Origin of the sequence: Bacillus sp. 7894-2 (assembly GCF_002272225.1) — a bacterium.
GTDB lineage: Bacteria > Bacillota > Bacilli > Bacillales > Cytobacillaceae > Cytobacillus.
On record NZ_NPDG01000099.1, the window covers coordinates 69631 to 88543 of the forward strand.

13 protein-coding genes and 1 other annotated feature are annotated in these 18913 nt (G+C 42.9%); all 13 genes read left to right on the top strand.

All coding sequences use genetic code 11. The features are described 5' to 3' along the window. Positions 1-594: 594 nt before the first annotated feature. Positions 595-851 (top strand) — a binding site (T-box leader). 79 nt (positions 852-930) lie between these two features. Beyond that, a complete protein-coding gene (gene ilvB, locus CHI10_RS14930) occupies positions 931-2652 on the top strand; it encodes an acetolactate synthase large subunit (protein ID WP_095245027.1) in 1722 nt (573 codons plus the stop codon). After that, entirely contained in the window at positions 2649-3167 is a 519-nt protein-coding gene (ilvN, locus tag CHI10_RS14935; protein ID WP_095245028.1) for an acetolactate synthase small subunit, read from the top strand. The genes ilvB and ilvN overlap by 4 nt, the downstream gene beginning before the upstream one ends. 48 nt (positions 3168-3215) lie before the next feature. Next, positions 3216-4238 carry a ketol-acid reductoisomerase gene (gene ilvC / locus CHI10_RS14940; RefSeq protein ID WP_076257316.1) on the top strand — a complete coding sequence of 341 codons (1023 nt, stop codon included), beginning with the start codon at positions 3216-3218 and terminating at the stop codon, positions 4236-4238. Continuing rightward, a complete protein-coding gene (locus tag CHI10_RS14945) occupies positions 4225-5763 on the top strand; it encodes a 2-isopropylmalate synthase (protein ID WP_095245029.1) in 1539 nt (512 codons plus the stop codon). Before ilvC ends, CHI10_RS14945 begins: the two co-directional genes overlap by 14 nt. Before the next feature lie 127 nt (positions 5764-5890). Beyond that, positions 5891-7003, top strand: a complete 1113-nt coding sequence (gene leuB, locus CHI10_RS14950; protein ID WP_095245030.1) for a 3-isopropylmalate dehydrogenase — start codon at positions 5891-5893, stop codon at positions 7001-7003. Between the two features lie 90 nt (positions 7004-7093). Then, positions 7094-8509: a 3-isopropylmalate dehydratase large subunit gene (leuC, locus tag CHI10_RS14955; RefSeq protein WP_095245031.1), complete on the top strand. Its 1416-nt coding sequence runs from the start codon at positions 7094-7096 to the stop codon at positions 8507-8509. 16 nt (positions 8510-8525) lie between these two features. Next, positions 8526-9119: a 3-isopropylmalate dehydratase small subunit gene (leuD, locus tag CHI10_RS14960; protein WP_095245032.1), complete on the top strand. Its 594-nt coding sequence runs from the start codon at positions 8526-8528 to the stop codon at positions 9117-9119. Positions 9120-9220: 101 nt separating this feature from the next. Continuing rightward, complete coding sequence (locus tag CHI10_RS14965) at positions 9221-10249, top strand: tetratricopeptide repeat protein (RefSeq protein ID WP_095245033.1); 1029 nt, start codon at positions 9221-9223, stop codon at positions 10247-10249. 161 nt (positions 10250-10410) lie between these two features. After that, a complete protein-coding gene (tig, locus tag CHI10_RS14970) occupies positions 10411-11697 on the top strand; it encodes a trigger factor (RefSeq protein ID WP_095245034.1) in 1287 nt (428 codons plus the stop codon). A 670-nt stretch (positions 11698-12367) separates the two neighbouring features. Next, positions 12368-13633 carry an ATP-dependent protease ATP-binding subunit ClpX gene (gene clpX, locus CHI10_RS14975; RefSeq protein WP_095245035.1) on the top strand — a complete coding sequence of 422 codons (1266 nt, stop codon included), beginning with the start codon at positions 12368-12370 and terminating at the stop codon, positions 13631-13633. A 158-nt stretch (positions 13634-13791) separates the two neighbouring features. Then, positions 13792-15459, top strand: a complete 1668-nt coding sequence (gene lonB, locus CHI10_RS14980; RefSeq protein WP_095245036.1) for an ATP-dependent protease LonB — start codon at positions 13792-13794, stop codon at positions 15457-15459. Positions 15460-15720: 261 nt separating this feature from the next. Further along, the gene (gene lon / locus CHI10_RS14985; protein WP_095245037.1) at positions 15721-18048 is read left to right on the top strand and encodes an endopeptidase La; all 2328 of its coding nucleotides are present in this window, start codon (positions 15721-15723) and stop codon (positions 18046-18048) included. Continuing rightward, positions 18045-18626, top strand: a complete 582-nt coding sequence (yihA, locus tag CHI10_RS14990; RefSeq protein ID WP_095245038.1) for a ribosome biogenesis GTP-binding protein YihA/YsxC — start codon at positions 18045-18047, stop codon at positions 18624-18626. Before lon ends, yihA begins: the two co-directional genes overlap by 4 nt. Positions 18627-18913: the final 287 nt, after the last annotated feature.

Here is an 18913-nt window from a genome sequence, read left to right on the forward strand (position 1 = left end):
TTAGTTTGACGGACAGCCCGTATAATAGTAGAATCTAGTTGTATCGGTCCTAACGGTCCAAGTTCGGATAGTGACCGTATCAACTAGCGATTAGGACGCGGTTTTTGAGCAATCGTTTAACAGTCGGTCGGGAGTTCGAATCTCTCCTGGGACGCCATTTACACATCTGGAAACACTACATATCTTACCGAATTTTACTCACCTTTCAGGTGGGTTTTTTTGTTTTCAATATTAATTTTTAATGGCAGGAACCTGCCAGCGGTCTTTAGATTGCCTCATTAAACCTCTTCAGCTATATTATCTCCATCATCAAAAAAATATAAAAAATTTTTTGTCCTATGAAATGTGAATATATCAACAATGTAAGCGGATACACAAAAACAGATTAATCTAAATTATCAAATAATTCATAAAAAGGGTGTTGACGGGCGATTAAAATGGGCGTAAGATAGTCCTCAATATAAGAAATTCACACCAGCAACTATAAACTTCAACCAAGTGAAATCTATCTCGCAATATAGAAATTTGGGTTTTTTTTAATCTGTCAATTCAATGATTTAAAGCGTTAGTGTATTGAGTTTAAATCTTAGAATAGGAAAAGCGTAGAAGAGGATAAGTAGTTTTATGACAGGCATTCCCAGAGAGCCGGATCTGCTGAAACCCGGTAATGCCCTCTTAAAATGAACTCACCTCTGAGCGCAGTCCTGAAAGTGAATCGACTAGGGGCTGCCGGGTGTTCTTCACCCGTTATCAAAACGAACAGCAAATCCGCTGTTCATGAGTGCACGCATCATAAGCGTGAATCAGGGTGGTACCGTGGAACAGGTGATCAAAGCCTTTTCATCCCTTATACCTACAATCGTTAGGTTTCTTTAGGGGTGGAAGGGCTTTTTATATTGGAGTTTAAAAACATGAGGAGGTTATCAACAAATGCTGCAGGAAGCTGCCTTAACAGAAACAAAAACGGAGACATATCCTGTCACCGGCGCTGATCTGTTATTAAGAGCCTTGGAGAAAGAAAATGTTGAAGTGATTTTTGGTTATCCTGGAGGAGCTGTTCTTCCACTTTACGACAAGCTGTATCATTCAAAGATTCTTCATGTGCTGCCGCGTCATGAACAGGGAGGAATTCATGCTGCTGAAGGGTATGCCCGTATATCAGGAAAGCCTGGTGTCGTAATTGCCACTTCAGGACCAGGAGCCACTAATATTGTTACCGGTCTTGCAGACGCAATGATGGATTCACTTCCGCTGATTGTATTTACAGGCCAGGTAGCAACGGGAGTCATTGGGTCAGACGCCTTTCAGGAGGCAGATATCCTGGGGATAACCACTCCAATTACAAAATACAATTATCAGGTCCGCAGCATTGAAGATATTCCGAGAATCGTTAAAGAAGCTTTTTATATAGCTTCAACCGGCAGGCCAGGACCAGTGCTGATTGATATCCCCAAAGACATCGCTGCAGGAGTTTCAGATCAGCCTGAGAAAGAAACGGAAGTGAATCTGCCGGGGTATCAGCCGACATTAAAACCAAATTACCTTCAAATAAGAAAATTAACTGAAGCAGTCAGCAGATCGAAAAAGCCTGTCATCCTGGCTGGTGCCGGAGTGCTTCATGGAAGAGCATCCAAAGAATTGAAAGAATACGCGGAGCAGCAGCAAATACCTGTTATCCACACACTTCTGGGCCTCGGCGGATTTCCTGCAAGTCATCCATTATTCATCGGTATGGCCGGTATGCACGGCTGTTATGCAGCCAATATGGGCCTTACAGAATGCGATTTGCTGATTAATATTGGAGCCCGTTTTGATGACAGATTAACAGGGAATTTACAGCATTTTGCACCACATGCAACAGTCGCCCATATTGATATTGACCCTGCTGAAATCGGCAAAAACGTTCCAACGTCCATCCCGATTGTGGCAGATGCAAAAGAAGCTCTAGAGCAGCTGATTCTGCAGGATGGAAAGCCGCCTGCCCATAAAGAATGGATGGAAACCATCTTGAGGTGGCAGGAGGAATATCCATATTACTATGATAAAGAATCCGTACAGCTGAAACCCCAGAAAGTCATGGAAATGCTTCATTCGAAGACGGAAGGGAATGCCATCGTCGTAACAGATGTAGGACAGCATCAAATGTGGGCAGCCCAATACTATCGCTTTAATAAAGCAGACAGATGGGTGACATCAGGAGGACTTGGAACAATGGGATTTGGTTTCCCGGCAAGCATCGGAGCTCAGCTGGCTGACCCGGAAGCATGCGTACTCGCCATTTGCGGAGATGGAGGATTCCAAATGTCAACTCAGGAGCTTGCTATCATTCAGGAACTGAATCTGCCGGTGAAAATTATTATTTTTAATAATATGGCCCTGGGCATGGTCCGGCAGTGGCAGGAGATCTTTTATGAATCCCGTTTCTCTCACAGCAAAATCCCGGTACAGCCTTCTTTCGTGAAATTGGCAGAAGCCTATGGGATAAAAGGATATGTCATCCAATCTGAAGCAGAGGCTGAAGAGGTATTGGATGAAGTGCTTCATAACGGCGAACCTGTGCTTATCGATTTCAGGGTGGATCCTGATGAAAACGTGTATCCGATGATCGCACCAGGAAAAGGACTTCATGAAATGGCAGGTGTAAAACCATGAAACGAATCATATGCCTGACTGTGATGAATCGGCCGGGTGTTCTAAACAGAATTACTAATCTATTTTCCAAAAGAAACTTTAATATTGAAAGCATTTCAGTCGGCCTGTCTGAACATGAAGGAATGTCGCGAATCACTTGTGTGGTCCATGTTGAGGACTCCGGTGCCAGCGAACAAATTACGAAACAGCTGAATAAGCAAATCGATGTGATAAAAGTAACGGATATCACGGACCAGTCAATTGTCGCTAGAGAGCTTGCCCTTATTAAAGTTCAGGCAGTCCCATATACAAGAAATGAGATTTATTCATTAATTGAACCTTTCAGAGCTTCTGTTATAGATGTCAGCAAGGATAGCATGACCATTCAGATTACAGGTGAATCTGATAAAGTTGAAGCATTCATTGAACTCATTAAACCATATGGAATCAAAGAGCTTGCAAGGACAGGAACAACGGCATTCCCTAGAGGAACACAGCGTACTTCCCAGCAGTCCAAGTCATACTCTATCGTTTAAATAAACTATTATAAATATAAAAAACTTATTCGGAGAGGGAGATAAAACATGGCGAAAATGTATTATAACGGAGATGCAAATGCAGCGTATTTAAACGGGAAGAAGGTAGCGGTCATCGGATATGGATCCCAGGGACATGCACATGCGTTAAACATGAGGGACAGCGGGGTTGAGGTTGTCATCGGCCTTCGGAAAGGGAAGTCATGGGAAAAAGCAGAAGAAGACGGTTTCCAGGTATATCCGGTCGGTGAGGCAGCAGCGCAGTCTGATGTAGTGATGATCCTATTGCCGGATGAACTGCAGCCAAAAGTATACAAGGAAGAAATCGAACCTAATTTATCAAACCAGGCATTAATGTTTGCCCATGGATTTAATATTCATTTTAATCAGATCGTGCCTCCAAAAGAGTGTGATGTACTGCTGGTAGCACCGAAAGGACCTGGCCATTTAGTCAGAAGAACATATGAACAGGATGCAGGTGTTCCAGCCCTGTTTGCAGTCCATCAGGACGTTACAGGGGAAGCAAAGGAACTGGCTCTTGCTTACGCTAAAGCCATTGGATCTCTTCGTGCAGGTGCTCTGGAAACGACTTTTAAGGAAGAAACCGAGACAGATTTGTTTGGCGAACAGGCAGTGCTGTGCGGAGGGCTGACTTCCTTGGTGAAAGCAGGATTTGAGACTCTGACAGAAGCAGGCTATCAGCCGGAACTGGCATACTTTGAATGTTTACATGAGCTGAAACTCATTGTTGACCTTATGTATGAGGGCGGTCTTGAAGGAATGCGCTATTCCATCTCAGATACAGCTCAATGGGGAGATTTTGTCAGCGGCCCGCGGGTAGTTGACGCAAGAGTGAAAGAAGAAATGAAGGCAGTGCTGAAAGATATCCAGGAAGGGAATTTTGCAAAAGGGTGGATTTTGGAAAACCAGGCAAATAGACCGGTATTCAATGCTGTAAATCAGAGAGAGAATGAGCATCCGATCGAGCAGGTGGGAAGAGAACTCCGCAAAATGATGCCGTTTGTTAATAGCAGCAAGAAGAAAGAAGTGGTCGTAAGTGGCAATAATTAAAATATTTGATACTACACTAAGAGATGGCGAGCAATCTGCCGGTGTAAACCTTAATTTTTCGGAAAAATTGGAAATCGCCAGGCAGCTGGAGCGTTTGAACGTTGATATTATTGAGGCAGGCTTCCCTGCAGCGTCGAAAGGGGATTTTGCATCCGTACAGAATATTGCCCAGACGATTAAAAATTGCTCGGTCACAGGATTGGCGAGAGCAGTTATCTCTGATATAGATGCTGCATGGGGAGCTTTAAAGGATGGAGCTGAGCCAAGGATACATACATTCCTGGCAACCTCTCCAATCCACAGGCAGTATAAGTTAAGAAAGACGAAAGAAGAAGTGGTTGAAACAGCAGTTGAAACTGTTAAGTATGCTGCTTCCAAATTCCCGATCGTCCAATGGTCTGCAGAGGATGCTACCAGGACAGAACTGCCTTTTCTTGCAGAGATCATAGAAAAGGTCATCCAGGCGGGTGCAGGAATCATTAACATACCAGATACAGTTGGATACACATCACCACAGGAGTACGGTGAAATTTTTCAATATTTAAGAAATCATGTTCCTTCTATAGATAAAGTATCCTTGTCAGCACATTGCCATGATGACTTGGGAATGGCCATAGCGAATTCACTATCAGCTATAGAAAATGGGGCAACACAGATTGAGGGCACGATAAATGGAATTGGTGAAAGAGCCGGGAATGCGGCACTTGAGGAGCTGGCAGTGGCCCTTTATATCCGGAATGATCATTATCAGGCTTCAACCCGTCTGAATCTTCAGGAAATCAGCAGAACGAGCAGTTTGATCAGCAAGCTGACAGGTATGGTGGTGCCAGCCAACAAAGCAATTGTTGGCAGGAATGCTTTTGCACATGAATCAGGAATACACCAGGATGGGGTATTGAAGGAAAAATCAACGTATGAAATTATTTCCCCTGACCTAGTCGGTTTTCAATCCAATTCCATGGTGCTTGGAAAACATTCCGGGCGCCATGCATTTAAAAACCGCCTGAGTGAACTGGGGCTTGAAGTAGCAGATGAAGAAGCAAATCGGCTTTTCACAGTTTTCAAAGATTTGGCCGACCGCAAAAAAGAGATGACAGACGACGACCTTGCAGCCATCGTACTTGAAGAGAAGCTCTCCAAGGAGCAGCGATTCTATGATTTGATCGGAATCCAAATCCAGTATGGCACGAACTCTGTTCCAACAGCAACTGTTACTCTGTCAGGGTCAAACAACGAAGTAATCCAGGAAGCCGGGACTGGAGCAGGTAGCATCGAGGCGCTGTATAACACATTGGAAAAATGCCTGAATGGAACAGCTAACCTTTTGGATTACCGTATCCAATCCGTAGGGGCCGGAAGAGACGCTTTAGCCCAGGTTTATGTAAAGCTGAACTATGAAGGAATGGAAACAAGCGGCCGCGGTTTGGCCCAGGATGTGCTTGAGGCTTCCTCAAAAGCTTACTTGAATGCCGTTAATAGAGTCATATATATGAGAGAAAAAGCGCAGGCGGTAGAGGTAAATTGATCTGAAGCGGGAGATTCTGCACACGAATGCGGAAAGTCTCCTGTCGTTCCCCCGAAAAGCAAATGCGCGGCAGAAATATAATAGGAAGAAAATTTATAAAACAATAAATCAGACGGAGGGATTAAAAATGAAAAAACGTATCGCAGTACTTCCAGGAGATGGGATCGGCAAAGAAGTGGTGAAGGGTGCAATTGAAGTCCTGCAGGCTGTTGGTGAACGGTTCGGACATCAATTCCAATTTTCATATGGCAAAATCGGCGGTTCTGCTATTGATGCAGCCGGAACTCCGCTGCCTAATGAAACGCTGGAGCTTTGCAAAGAAAGCGATGCGGTCATGCTGGGAGCGGTTGGCGGACCTAAATGGGACCGGCAGCCTCCCCACCTTCGTCCGGAAAAGGGTCTATTAAGGATCCGCAAGGAATTAAATCTATATGCCAATTTGCGGCCAACTCAATATTATTCAAGCCTTTCCGATACGTCTCCGTTAAAAAATGAAGTAATTGAAGGCGTGGATATGCTGATGGTCAGAGAATTAACCGGCGGACTTTATTTTGGAAAGCCAAGCGAAAGGACACAGCAAAACGGAAAAGATGCTGTCGTGGACACTTTGTTTTATCAAAAAGAAGAAATGCGCCGTGTCATTAAGCTGGCATTCGAACTTGCAGGAAAGCGGCGTGGCAAGGTGACTTCTGTTGACAAGGCCAATGTCCTGGAATCCAGCCGAATGTGGAGAGAAGTTGCAGAGGACATTGCAAAGCAATATCCTGATGTGGTTCTTGAACATATGCTTGTTGATAATGCCGCTATGCAAATGATTAAAAACCCGAAAAGATTTGATGTTGTCGTAACAGAGAATATGTTCGGTGATATTCTGAGCGATGAAGCCTCTGTATTGACCGGTTCTCTGGGAATGCTTCCTTCTGCCAGCATTTCGGAAAACGGGCCTTACTTATACGAACCTATTCATGGTTCAGCACCGGATATTCAAGGGAAGAATGCAGCTAATCCAATTGCCATGATTTTATCGGCAGCCATGATGCTCCGTTTATCCTTCGGAATGGAAGAGGAAGCTGAAGCAGTTGAGAATGCTGTTAATCAAGTTCTTGAAGCCGGCTATCGTACGAGAGATATCTTTTCATTTGGAAAAAAGGTTGTCACTACTTCTGAAATGATTGAAGAGGTAAAGGCTACCCTTTTGGATAACGAGGCTATTCTTAACATTATGGGGGCTTATGCATAAGAGCTGACTGCTGGGCACTGGTTCAGCTGATTTTAAACTTGAGACACGGCCATCATCGGCCGTGTTTCTTTTAAAAAGGAGTCGAGCAGAATGGGAAAATCAATAATAGATAAGATTTGGGAAAAGCATGTAGTCCACAGGGAAGAAGGAAAGCCGGATTTGATGTACATAGACCTCCACTTAGTACATGAAGTTACATCCCCTCAGGCATTTTCCGGTTTAAGAATGAAAAGCAGGAAAGTGAGAAGGCCTGATAAAACGTTTGCTACAGTTGATCATAATGTTCCTACTGATAACCGAAAAGTCATCAATGATCCTGTTGCATTAAACCAAATGACCACTTTGGAAAAAAACTGTCTGGAATTCGGCATCCCTCTTGCCGGGCTGGAAAGTCCTGAACAGGGTATTGTTCATGTGATTGGGCCGGAGCTGGGGCTTACTCAGCCAGGCATGACAATTGTTTGCGGGGACAGCCATACATCCACTCATGGAGCTTTTGGATCAATAGCCTTCGGCATCGGCACAAGTGAAGTTGAGCATGTCCTGGCTACCCAGACGTTATGGCAGAGCAAGCCTAAAACATTAAAACTGGAGATAAACGGCGAGCTGAAAAAAGGTGTCACTGCTAAAGATGTCATCCTTTATATTATTGCTAAAAATGGAATTGGTTTTGGCACAGGCCATATTATTGAATATTGCGGGGAGACAATTGCAAAAATGTCAATGGAAGAAAGAATGACGATTTGCAATATGTCCATTGAAGGAGGCGCAAAGGCGGGGCTTGTGAGTCCTGATGAAACAACGTTTGCGTATCTTCAAGGACGAAAGTATGCGCCAAAAGGAGCCGGATTTGCGGATGCAGTCGGGAATTGGAAGGAGCTTGTATCTGATCCTGATGCGCAATACGATAAAACCATTCAAATTGATGCTGCAGATATTGCGCCTATGGTCAGCTGGGGCACAAATCCATCAATGACTTCCAAGGTGAATGAACAAATTCCAAAACTTGAGGAATGCAAAAACGAGCTTGAACAAAAATCACTATCAAGAGCTTTGGAATATATGGGACTGCAGGAAGGCCAAAAAATTGAAGACATTCAAATTCAGCACGTTTTTATCGGGTCCTGCACGAATTCCCGGCTGGAAGACCTGAAACTGGCAGCTGAAATCATTAGAGGGAAAAAGGTTCATCCCCATGTCCGCGCACTTGTTGTACCAGGCTCACAGCAGGTCAAGAAGCAGGCAGAGGCAGATGGGCTGGACCTTATCTTTAAGCAGGCTGGGTTTGAATGGAGGGAATCAGGCTGCAGCATGTGTTTGAGCATGAATAATGATATTGTGCCAAACGGCGAGCATTGTGCGTCGACATCAAATCGTAATTTTGAAGGAAGACAGGGGTCAGGGGCCAGAACACACCTTGTCAGCCCTTTAATGGCGGCAGCGGCAGCTATATACGGACATTTTGTGGACGTAGGTGCTTTGCTAAGTGCAGAGACTGTCCATTAAGAAGGAGGAGAACTAAATGAGCGGATTCAAAACACTTCAGGGAAAAGCAGCTGCAATGGATAGAGCCAATGTGGATACTGATCAGATCATTCCCAAGCAATTTCTAAAAAGAATTGAGAAAACAGGATTTGGACAATATCTTTTTTATGACTGGAGATATACGAAAGAAGGGCTGCCTAACCCGGAGTTTGAGCTGAATAAGACTGAAAATCAGGGTGCTTCCATCCTCATTGCAAATGAAAATTTCGGCTGCGGATCTTCCCGGGAGCATGCGCCATGGGCTTTAGGGGATTATGGCTTCAAAGTAATTATTGCCCCTTCGTTTGCGGACATCTTCCATCAAAATTGCTTAAAAAATGGACTTCTGCCAATCACTCTGCCGGCAGAAACGGTCGAATATTTGCTCGAACGATCCCAAAACCAGCCGTATGATCTGAAGGTTGATTTGCAGAATGGAATAGTTGAAGATGAATATAATTTTTCAGCATCATTCACAATTAATGAATACTGGAAAAAAATGCTGATAAACGGCTGGGATGAAATAGAGATTACTCTTCAATTGGAAAGCAGCATTTCAAGTTTCGAAGAAAAACGGTTTGCGGTGCAGTAGGCACCTGTGAAAGATTCATGGCATGAAACCATGAATCTTTTTGTTTTTGAGCTATTTCATGCTACACTAACTTCAAAAATAATAGTTGAGGCGGTTTTAGCATGGGAAAGCGGGAACAGAAAAAACAAAAAAATAAAATCATTCTATTTCCCGGCCTTGAGAAACGGCTGCTGGAAAAGGGGCTTGAGTCCTTTCAGCAGAAAAGGTATAAAGAATCAATCCGGTTCTTTGAAGAAGCGCTGGATATGGAGCCTGAGAATACGGATGTTCATATTGGGCTCGTTTTGGCATATTATGAAGTCGGAGCTTTGGAAAAGGCAAAAGAACTGGCCAATAAAATGCTCCAGACAGGCATAGGGGATTACATACAAGTAATGGATCTTTATTTAATGATCCTTGTGCAGCTGCACCAATACAGGGAGATTGCAGCAACGATCGAGGTTTTGCTTGAAGAAAGAGAGATCCCGAAGGAAAAATTTGAGCATTTTAGCAGAATGCTTGAGTTCAGCAGAAAAATGGCTGCTTCACCTTCTGAAACTGAGATCGAAGCACCCGATCTGGAGGAATTTAACAGCAGGAAACTCAATCTGTTTTCCTACCAGGATCAGCATGAACAAATGCAGATTGCTGCACAGCTGGCAGAACATAACATCAGGCCTTATCTCGAAGATATTAAAGCCTATTTGGAAGCGGAGGATGGAAATCCTTTTTTTAAAACGATGCTGTTAAATGTACTTTCTGAGCATGGGTATGAAAAATATGTAACGATTCGGAAGTTTGATAAGAGCCTGCGGGTAAATCCTGCTGAACTGCCACCTGTTCATCAGCAGCCCATGCTGTTAAAGATAGTCAATAAACTGGAGAATCAGCTCGAACAGGAAGATCCGGTACTATTTGAAAATACAAAGAGCATTGCACAAAGACACTTCTTCCTGCTTTATCCGCATGAAGCCCCGCCGGAGAATGCTGTGTCCTGGGCTGCGGCATACCATATGCTTTCAAATGAGTATCATGGCTTAAACAGTTCGATAAGCAAGCTTGGTGATATTTATGATGCTCCTGAAGAGGAAATTGAAGAGGCTCTTGCCTTTATAAGAAAGATAGAAGAAATTTCTTATCCCAATATTTAGCCTTCAATGTTGAAAGACAGGGAGTGTATGTTATAATATAATGGTTGTATTATGTGTATATATACATTTTTATTAAATGGATATGGCTTGAAAAACAAGAGATATTCATAACATTCTGTCATGAATGAAATGATAATAGATTTTTGGAGGGAAATGATTGTATGTCTGCTAAATATGAAAAGTTAGAAGGGAACCGCGGAGTTCTTACAATTGAAGTAGATGCAGAGAAAGTAACCGAAGGTTTAGACGCTGCATTCAAAAAAGTAGTTAAGCAAGTAAACGTACCGGGATTCCGTAAAGGAAAAATGCCTCGCGGAATGTTTGAAAAGCGTTTCGGAGTTGAATCTTTATACCAGGATGCAGTGGATTATCTTCTTCCGGAAGCATATGCTAATGCAATTGATGAAACTGGCATTGAGCCTGTTGATCGCCCTGAAATCGATGTTGAGCAAATCGAAAAAGGCAAAAGCCTTATCTTCAAAGCTACAGTAACTGTTAAGCCTGAAGTAAAGCTTGGCGAATACAAAGGCCTTGAAGTTAAACCGCTTGAAACAAGCGTTACAGAAGAAGATGTTAACAATGAGTTAACTTCCCTTCAGGAAAGACAAGCTGAGCTGGCTGTTAAAGAAGAAGGCAAAGCGGAGAACGGCGATACAGTTGTTATGGACTTTGAAGGATTCGTTGATGGTGAAGCTTTCGAAGGCGGAAAAGCTGAGAACTACTCTTTAGAACTTGGTTCAGGACAATTCATCCCTGGATTTGAAGAGCAGCTGATTGGTACTGCTGCTGGAGAATCTAAGGATGTCGAAGTTTCTTTCCCAGAGGAATACCACGCAGCTGAGCTAGCTGGTAAGCCTGCAACTTTCAAAGTAACTTTACATGAAATCAAAACAAAACAGCTTCCTGAGCTGGATGATGAGTTTGCTAAAGATGCAGACGAAGAAGTTGAAACTTTGGATGCATTAAAAGAAAAAATTAAAACTCGCTTAGAAGAAAGCAAAAAGCATGAAGCTGAGCACCATGTCCGCGACACTGTTGTTGAAGCAGCAGCTGCTAATGCAGAAATGGAAATCCCGGCTGCAATGGTTGATACTGAAGTTAACCGCATGATGCAGGAGTTCGAACAGCGTCTTCAAATGCAAGGCATGAACCTTGAACTATACTTCCAGTTCTCTGGACAGGATGAAGCAGCTTTACGCGAGCAAATGAAAGAGGAAGCTGAAAAGCGCGTTCGCGTTAACCTGACTCTTGAAGCAATAGCAAAAGCTGAAAACATCGAAGTAAGCGATGAAGAAGTTTCAGAAGAACTGAACAAAATGACAGAAATGTACAACATGTCTGCTGAGCAGATCACACAAGCTCTTGGAAGCCTTGAAGGCCTAAAAGCAGATCTTCAAATTAAAAAAGCAGTAGATTTCCTTGTGGAAAATAGCAAGACTGTTGCATAATAAAAGAAAAGCGGAGCCGACTGCACTGCCCCGACAAGCATAAGACGAATTACGGAGGAGGTTGTTAAACCTCAGTAGTAATTTGGCTTATGACCTCGAGGGGCAAGGAGGCGGAGCTAGACAGCATTCTAGCTTCGAAAGCAGAAAATTTTCTCCCTTTATAAGAAACAAGGCGCGAGTTTATCGTGCCTTGTTTTATACCATCAAGACCATACATAATGAAAATCTCCCTTGTACCTTTTGCCTGGTGAAAAGTTTTACGGCATATTGCACATGGACAGGAATACAAATACATATAAATAGATAATTTAATTATCGGTCCAGAGGGCCGACTTAATTTAGCCATTTTTGGTTAAGCTTATGAAAGTACATATAAAATTCAGCCTGGTTTATCTTTGTGAAATCCCATCACATGCATGCATACATAATTGAAATGTTTTAAGAGTTATCATTTCCTGTCCACTGTAAAAATGTGTTACAATGCAATACATAACTGCTGAAGGTTTTGATTTTTTCAAAAGAGTGAATGATTAAAGAGGCCTGTCTTCAAGTGCAATGGCACATCATCCGCTTTAATTACTAACCTTTCTATGGCTGAATAAAGAACTAATTGCATGTGATTTCGCAAGCTTTATATATCGTTTTGAAGTTTTTTCAAGGGGTGAAGGATTTGTTTAAATTTAATGATGAAAAAGGGCAATTGAAGTGTTCTTTCTGTGGCAAGACACAGGATCAGGTCCGCAAACTTGTTGCTGGGCCTGGAGTATATATATGCGATGAATGCATTGAACTTTGCACTGAAATTGTGGAAGAAGAACTGGGAACAGAAGAAGAAGTGGAGTTCAAAGATGTGCCAAAACCGGCTGAAATCCGCGATATTCTGGATGAATATGTAATTGGCCAGGAGCAGGCGAAGAAATCGCTGTCTGTTGCAGTATATAATCACTATAAACGCATCAATTCCAACAGCAAAATTGATGAAGTTGAACTTTCTAAAAGTAATATTGCCATGATCGGGCCGACTGGAAGCGGTAAAACCTTGCTGGCTCAGACATTGGCACGTATTCTTAATGTTCCATTTGCCATTGCAGATGCGACATCATTAACTGAAGCCGGATACGTCGGGGAAGATGTTGAAAATATTCTCCTAAAGCTTATTCAGGCTGCAGATTATGATGTGGAAAAGGCCGAAAAAGGAATCATTTATATTGATGAGATTGATAAAGTTGCACGTAAGTCGGAAAATCCGTCCATCACTCGCGATGTATCAGGTGAAGGTGTGCAGCAGGCGCTGTTGAAAATTCTTGAAGGAACAGTTGCAAGCGTCCCGCCACAAGGCGGCCGCAAGCATCCTCATCAGGAATTTATCCAGATTGACACGACCAATATCCTGTTTATTTGCGGCGGAGCCTTCGATGGCATTGAGCAAATTATTAAACGCCGTTTAGGCCAAAAGGTAATTGGCTTTGGTTCCGACCAGAATCAAAAAGAAATCGAGCCAAAGGATCTTCTTGCAAAAGTGCTTCCTGAAGACCTGCTGAAATTCGGATTAATTCCTGAATTTATTGGACGTCTTCCAGTTATTGCAAGCCTTTCCCAGCTTGATGAAGCGGCTTTAATTGAGATTTTAACTAAACCTAAAAATGCACTGGTCAAACAATATCAGAAAATGCTTGAACTCGATAATGTTGAGCTTGATTTTGAAGAAGGCGCACTTGAAGAAATTGCTAAAAAAGCAATTGAAAGAAAAACAGGTGCCCGCGGACTGCGCTCCATTATTGAAGGAATCATGCTTGATGTAATGTTTGATCTTCCATCACGCGAAGATATAAAAAAATGCATTATTACCAAAGAAACGGTTATCGATAACGGTTCTCCCAAGCTTGTTTTGGAGGACGGTACAGTCGTAGAAGAAGAGCGCAAGACTTCAGCGTAATTTAAAAAATGGCCAGTCCCTGGTGGGGCATGGCCATTTTTTTGCACCTTTCCGACCCTTTTTCTTACCTTACTTTTAAATGAATTCCTTGTTTATTCCAACTCAGTCAGGGAGATACTAGCATTATTAACGAGAACAATAATGCAGGAGGGAACACAATGAGTTGGACGGGGATCGCTTTATTTATCCAATTGTTTTTTGGAATTGTCATTGGGCTATATTTTTGGAATTTGCTTAGGAGCCAGCGTACACAGAAAGTTTCTATCGACCGTGAATCAAGGAAGGAAATGGATGTATTAAAAAAGATGCGTTCCATTTCATTAACTGAACCTTTATCAGAAAAAGTTCGTCCATCCAGTTTTGCTGACATTGTGGGGCAGGAAGATGGAATTAAATCTCTGAAAGCAGCATTGTGCGGACCCAATCCTCAGCATGTTATTATTTATGGTCCACCGGGCGTGGGAAAAACGGCTGCGGCCAGATTGGTTCTTGAAGAAGCCAAGAAAAATGCAAAATCACCCTTTAAGGCAGCTTCTGTTTTTATCGAACTGGATGCCACTACTGCGAGATTTGATGAGAGGGGTATTGCGGATCCCCTGATAGGTTCTGTTCATGATCCTATCTATCAGGGGGCAGGGGCGATGGGACAGGCGGGAATTCCGCAGCCTAAACAGGGTGCTGTTACAAATGCACATGGCGGTGTCCTTTTTATTGATGAAATCGGCGAGCTTCATCCCATTCAGATGAACAAGCTCCTGAAGGTGCTTGAAGACCGGAAAGTCTTTCTGGAAAGCGCTTATTATAATGAAGAAAACACTCAAATACCAACCCATATTCATGATATTTTTAAAAATGGCCTGCCTGCGGACTTCCGCCTGATCGGTGCAACTACCAGAACTCCTAATGAAATTCCGCCAGCCATTCGCTCCAGATGCATGGAGGTATTTTTCAGGGAATTAGCTGAAGAAGAGATCATAGCTGTAGCTGGAAAGGCTTCTGCAAAGGTCAATGTCGCTGTTAGTGAAAAGGGGCTTGGCATTCTTGCTAATTATGCAAGAAATGGACGCGAAGCGGTAAATATGATTCAAATCTCTGCGGGTTTGGCAATCACTGAGGACCGTGATTACATAAAAGATGAAGATATTGAGTGGGTTGTCCAATCGAGTCAGCTTTCACCGAGAATGGAGAGAAAAATCAATACCCATTCTGCTGTTGGCCTTGTCAACGGCCTGGCGGTATATGGGCCGAACACAGGCGCTCTGCTTGATATTGAAGTTACTGTGATTCCTGCAAAAGAAAAGGGCAGCATTAATATTACAGGCATAGTGGAAGAAGAAAGCATTGGCGGCCAGGGAAAGTCAATCCGGAGAAAAAGTATGGCCAGGGGTTCAATTGAAAATGTTATTACCGTTCTGAGATCGATGGGCGTCCCGGCCGATGAATATGATATTCATGTCAACTTCCCTGGCGGAGTTCCAATTGACGGTCCTTCTGCCGGCATTGCTATGGCGACAGGAATTTATTCTGCCATTTATAAAAGGCCAGTTGACAATACTGTTGCCATGACCGGGGAAATCAGCATTCATGGGTATGTCAAGCCAATAGGAGGCGTTTATCCAAAGGTGAAGGCAGCCAAGAAAGCGGGAGCACAGACAGTAATCATCCCAAAAGAAAATATGCAATCCATCTTAAAGGAGATAACAGGAATTAAGATCATCCCGGTATCTCATTTGAATGAGGTATTTGAGGCATCGCTTCACAAAGAGTATCTTAAAGAGCAGGCTGTAACTGCTTCAATCGAATTAAAGAAAAAAGAAAGCATATGATGTGTGGCCCGGTTTGCAGTTGCTGAAAGCCCGCTGTATAAACGCCTCCGCTAATCGCGGTCAGAAACTTCGGTTTGCAGTTTAGGCTACAAACCGAAGTTTTATTTGCGTAAAGAAGGATAAAGTGTAATTATAAATGAATATCATTGAAATACGGCTTTTTCTCTTTAATAGACACTGCTATTTAAATGCGATAGAATTGTACAAAGAAATTATTAGCAATAATGGGGTTAAAAAGATGCATTTTGGAGGTGCAATGGAATGGCGAAAAAGAAAGAAATCATCGTCCCCCTCCTGCCGCTTCGGGGCTTGCTGGTTTATCCGACCATGGTTCTGCATTTGGATGTAGGCCGGGAGAAATCGGTTCAGGCTCTGGAAAAAGCAATGGTAGATGACCATTTAATTTTCTTAACAACACAAAAGGATATATCTATAGATGAACCATCAGAAGATGATCTATATGGAATGGGCACGCTCACACGTGTCAAGCAGATGCTCAAGCTTCCAAACGGTACAATCCGTGTTCTTGTTGAAGGGCTTAAGAGAGCGGAAATCATTGATTTTCAGGACGAAACTGAACATTATTCCGTAAGTGTGAAGGTTTTTGAGGATCCTGAGAAAAAGGACGTAGAAGATCAGGCATTGATGAGGACTATGCTTGAATACTTTGAGCAATACATAAAGGTATCGAAGAAAATATCAGCTGAAACTTATTCTTCTGTAGCAGATATAGAAGAGCCGGGACGTATGGCAGATATCATTTCTTCCCACTTGCCTTTAAAGCTGAAGGAAAAACAGGAAATACTTGAAACCATTGATGTTAAAGAGCGCATGAATCAGGTTATTGAAATCATCCATAATGAAAAAGAAGTTCTGAACCTTGAGAAAAAGATTGGCCAGCGTGTGAAAAAATCAATGGAACGCACGCAGAAGGAGTATTATCTGCGTGAACAGATGAAGGCAATCCAAAAAGAACTTGGGGATAAGGAAGGCAAGACAGGAGAAATCGCTGAGCTGACGGAAAAGATTGAAAACGCCGGCATGCCTGATCATGTCCAGCTTACCGCTTTAAAAGAACTGGATCGCTATGAAAAGGTTCCATCCAGTTCAGCCGAAAGCGCGGTTATCCGCAATTATATTGAGTGGCTTGTCACATTGCCCTGGTCGAAGTCAACAGAAGATGACCTGGATATTCAGAGGGCCGAGAGAATCCTGAATGAAGACCATTATGGCCTGGAAAAAGTAAAAGAACGGGTTTTGGAATACCTCGCAGTGCAAAAGCTGACGAACTCCCTTAAAGGACCAATCCTATGCCTGGCAGGGCCTCCAGGTGTCGGTAAAACAAGTCTTGCGCGTTCTATTGCAACATCGCTGAACCGCAATTTCGTCCGTGTATCCCTCGGCGGAGTCCGGGATGAGTCTGAGATTCGCGGACATAGAAGAACTTATGTTGGTGCCATGCCTGGCCGTATCATTCAGGGCATGAAAAAGGCAGGGACGATTAATCCTGTATTCCTGCTTGATGAAATCGACAAAATGTCCTCTGATTTCCGCGGGGATCCTTCATCAGCGATGCTGGAAGTTTTAGACCCTGAACAGAACCATAATTTTAGTGATCATTACATTGAAGAAACCTATGATCTTTCAAAGGTCATGTTCATAGCCACAGCCAATAATCTTGGCACAATCCCTGGCCCGCTGCTGGACAGAATGGAAATTATCACGATTGCAGGCTATACAGAGCAGGAGAAGATTCACATAGCTAAAGACCACCTGCTGCCTAAGCAAATTAAAGAGCATGGTCTATCAAAATCCCAGCTTCAGATTCGCGAGGATGGACTTCAGAAGGTAGTCCGCTATTATACTCGTGAGGCTGGAGTCCGCGGTTTGGAGCGCCAGCTGGCTACTATCTGCAGAAAAACGGCTAAAATTATCGTATCCGGGGAAAAGAAGAAAGTGATTGTCAACACAAAAAATGCTGAAGAGTTTCTTGGAAAGCCAAAATACCGCTATGGTCAGGCTGAGCTTGAAGACCAGGTTGGCGTTGCGACAGGTCTTGCCTATACAACAGTTGGCGGCGATACCCTTCAAATTGAAGTATCCCTTTCTCCCGGAAAAGGAAAGCTCGTTCTTACAGGCAAACTGGGGGATGTAATGAAAGAGTCTGCTCAAGCGGCATTCAGTTATGTTCGTTCAAAAGCAAAAGAACTTGGCATTGATGAGAATTTCCATGAAAAGCATGATATTCATATTCATGTTCCTGAAGGTGCTGTCCCGAAAGACGGCCCATCTGCCGGAATAACAATTACAACTGCCCTGGTTTCTGCTCTTTCAGGAAAACCAATACGTAAAGAAGTGGGAATGACAGGGGAAATTACGTTAAGAGGCCGGGTGCTTCCTATTGGCGGCTTGAAAGAAAAATCTTTGAGCGCCCATCGTGCAGGATTGACGAAGATCATCCTCCCTAAAGATAATGAAAAAGACATTGAAGATATCCCTGAAAGCATCAGGGAAGAACTTGATTTCGTTTTGGTATCACATGTGGACGAAGTCTTGAAACATGCCCTGAATGGCGGTGCACAAGCATGAAAGTAACCAGCTCAGAAATAGTCATCAGTGCTGTTAAGCCTGATCAATATCCTGAAAGTCATTTGCCCGAATTTGCCCTGGCCGGCCGTTCGAACGTCGGCAAATCTTCTTTCATTAATAAAATGCTTAATCGAAGAGGACTTGCCAGAATATCCTCTAAGCCGGGGAAGACACAAACCCTGAATTTTTACCTTATTAACGAAATACTCCACTTTGTTGATGTTCCGGGCTACGGGTATGCAAAGGTATCCAAAAAGGAACGTGAAGCTTGGGGAAAGATGATAGAAACATATTTAACAAACAGAGAGCAGTTGAAAGCAGTTGTGCTGATTGTTGATTTGCGCCATCCCCCTTCAAGTGACGATGTCATGATGTACAACTTTTTAAAGCATTATGAAATTCCCTGTGTGGTGATTGCCACAAAAGCGGATAAAATACCGAAATCCAAGTGGCAAAAACATATGAAAATCACGAAAGAAACATTGGATATCGATCCGAATGATCAGATCATTATGTTTTCCTCTGAAACAGGCTATGGGAAAGACCAGGCCTGGTCGGCATTAAAAAGCTATATGTAATAAAAAATCCCGCAGCATTTGCAGCGGGATTTTTTGTTTTCTTCATTCAGGTCTTTCGTCCTGGAAAAGGGTATTTGAGATACCCTGTATATCACTATACATTAGGAATTAATTGGATATTAATTTTGTCGAAAGGTAAGGAATATAAAGGATACAGGAGAATATGGGGTTATGTTGGAGTCTATAGAGGATCAGTTAATGAGAACAGCTTATATACTTTTATTTCATAAATTATCATAAAATATGAATTTTGAGAATATTCATAAATAGTGATAGAGTTAAAGGGC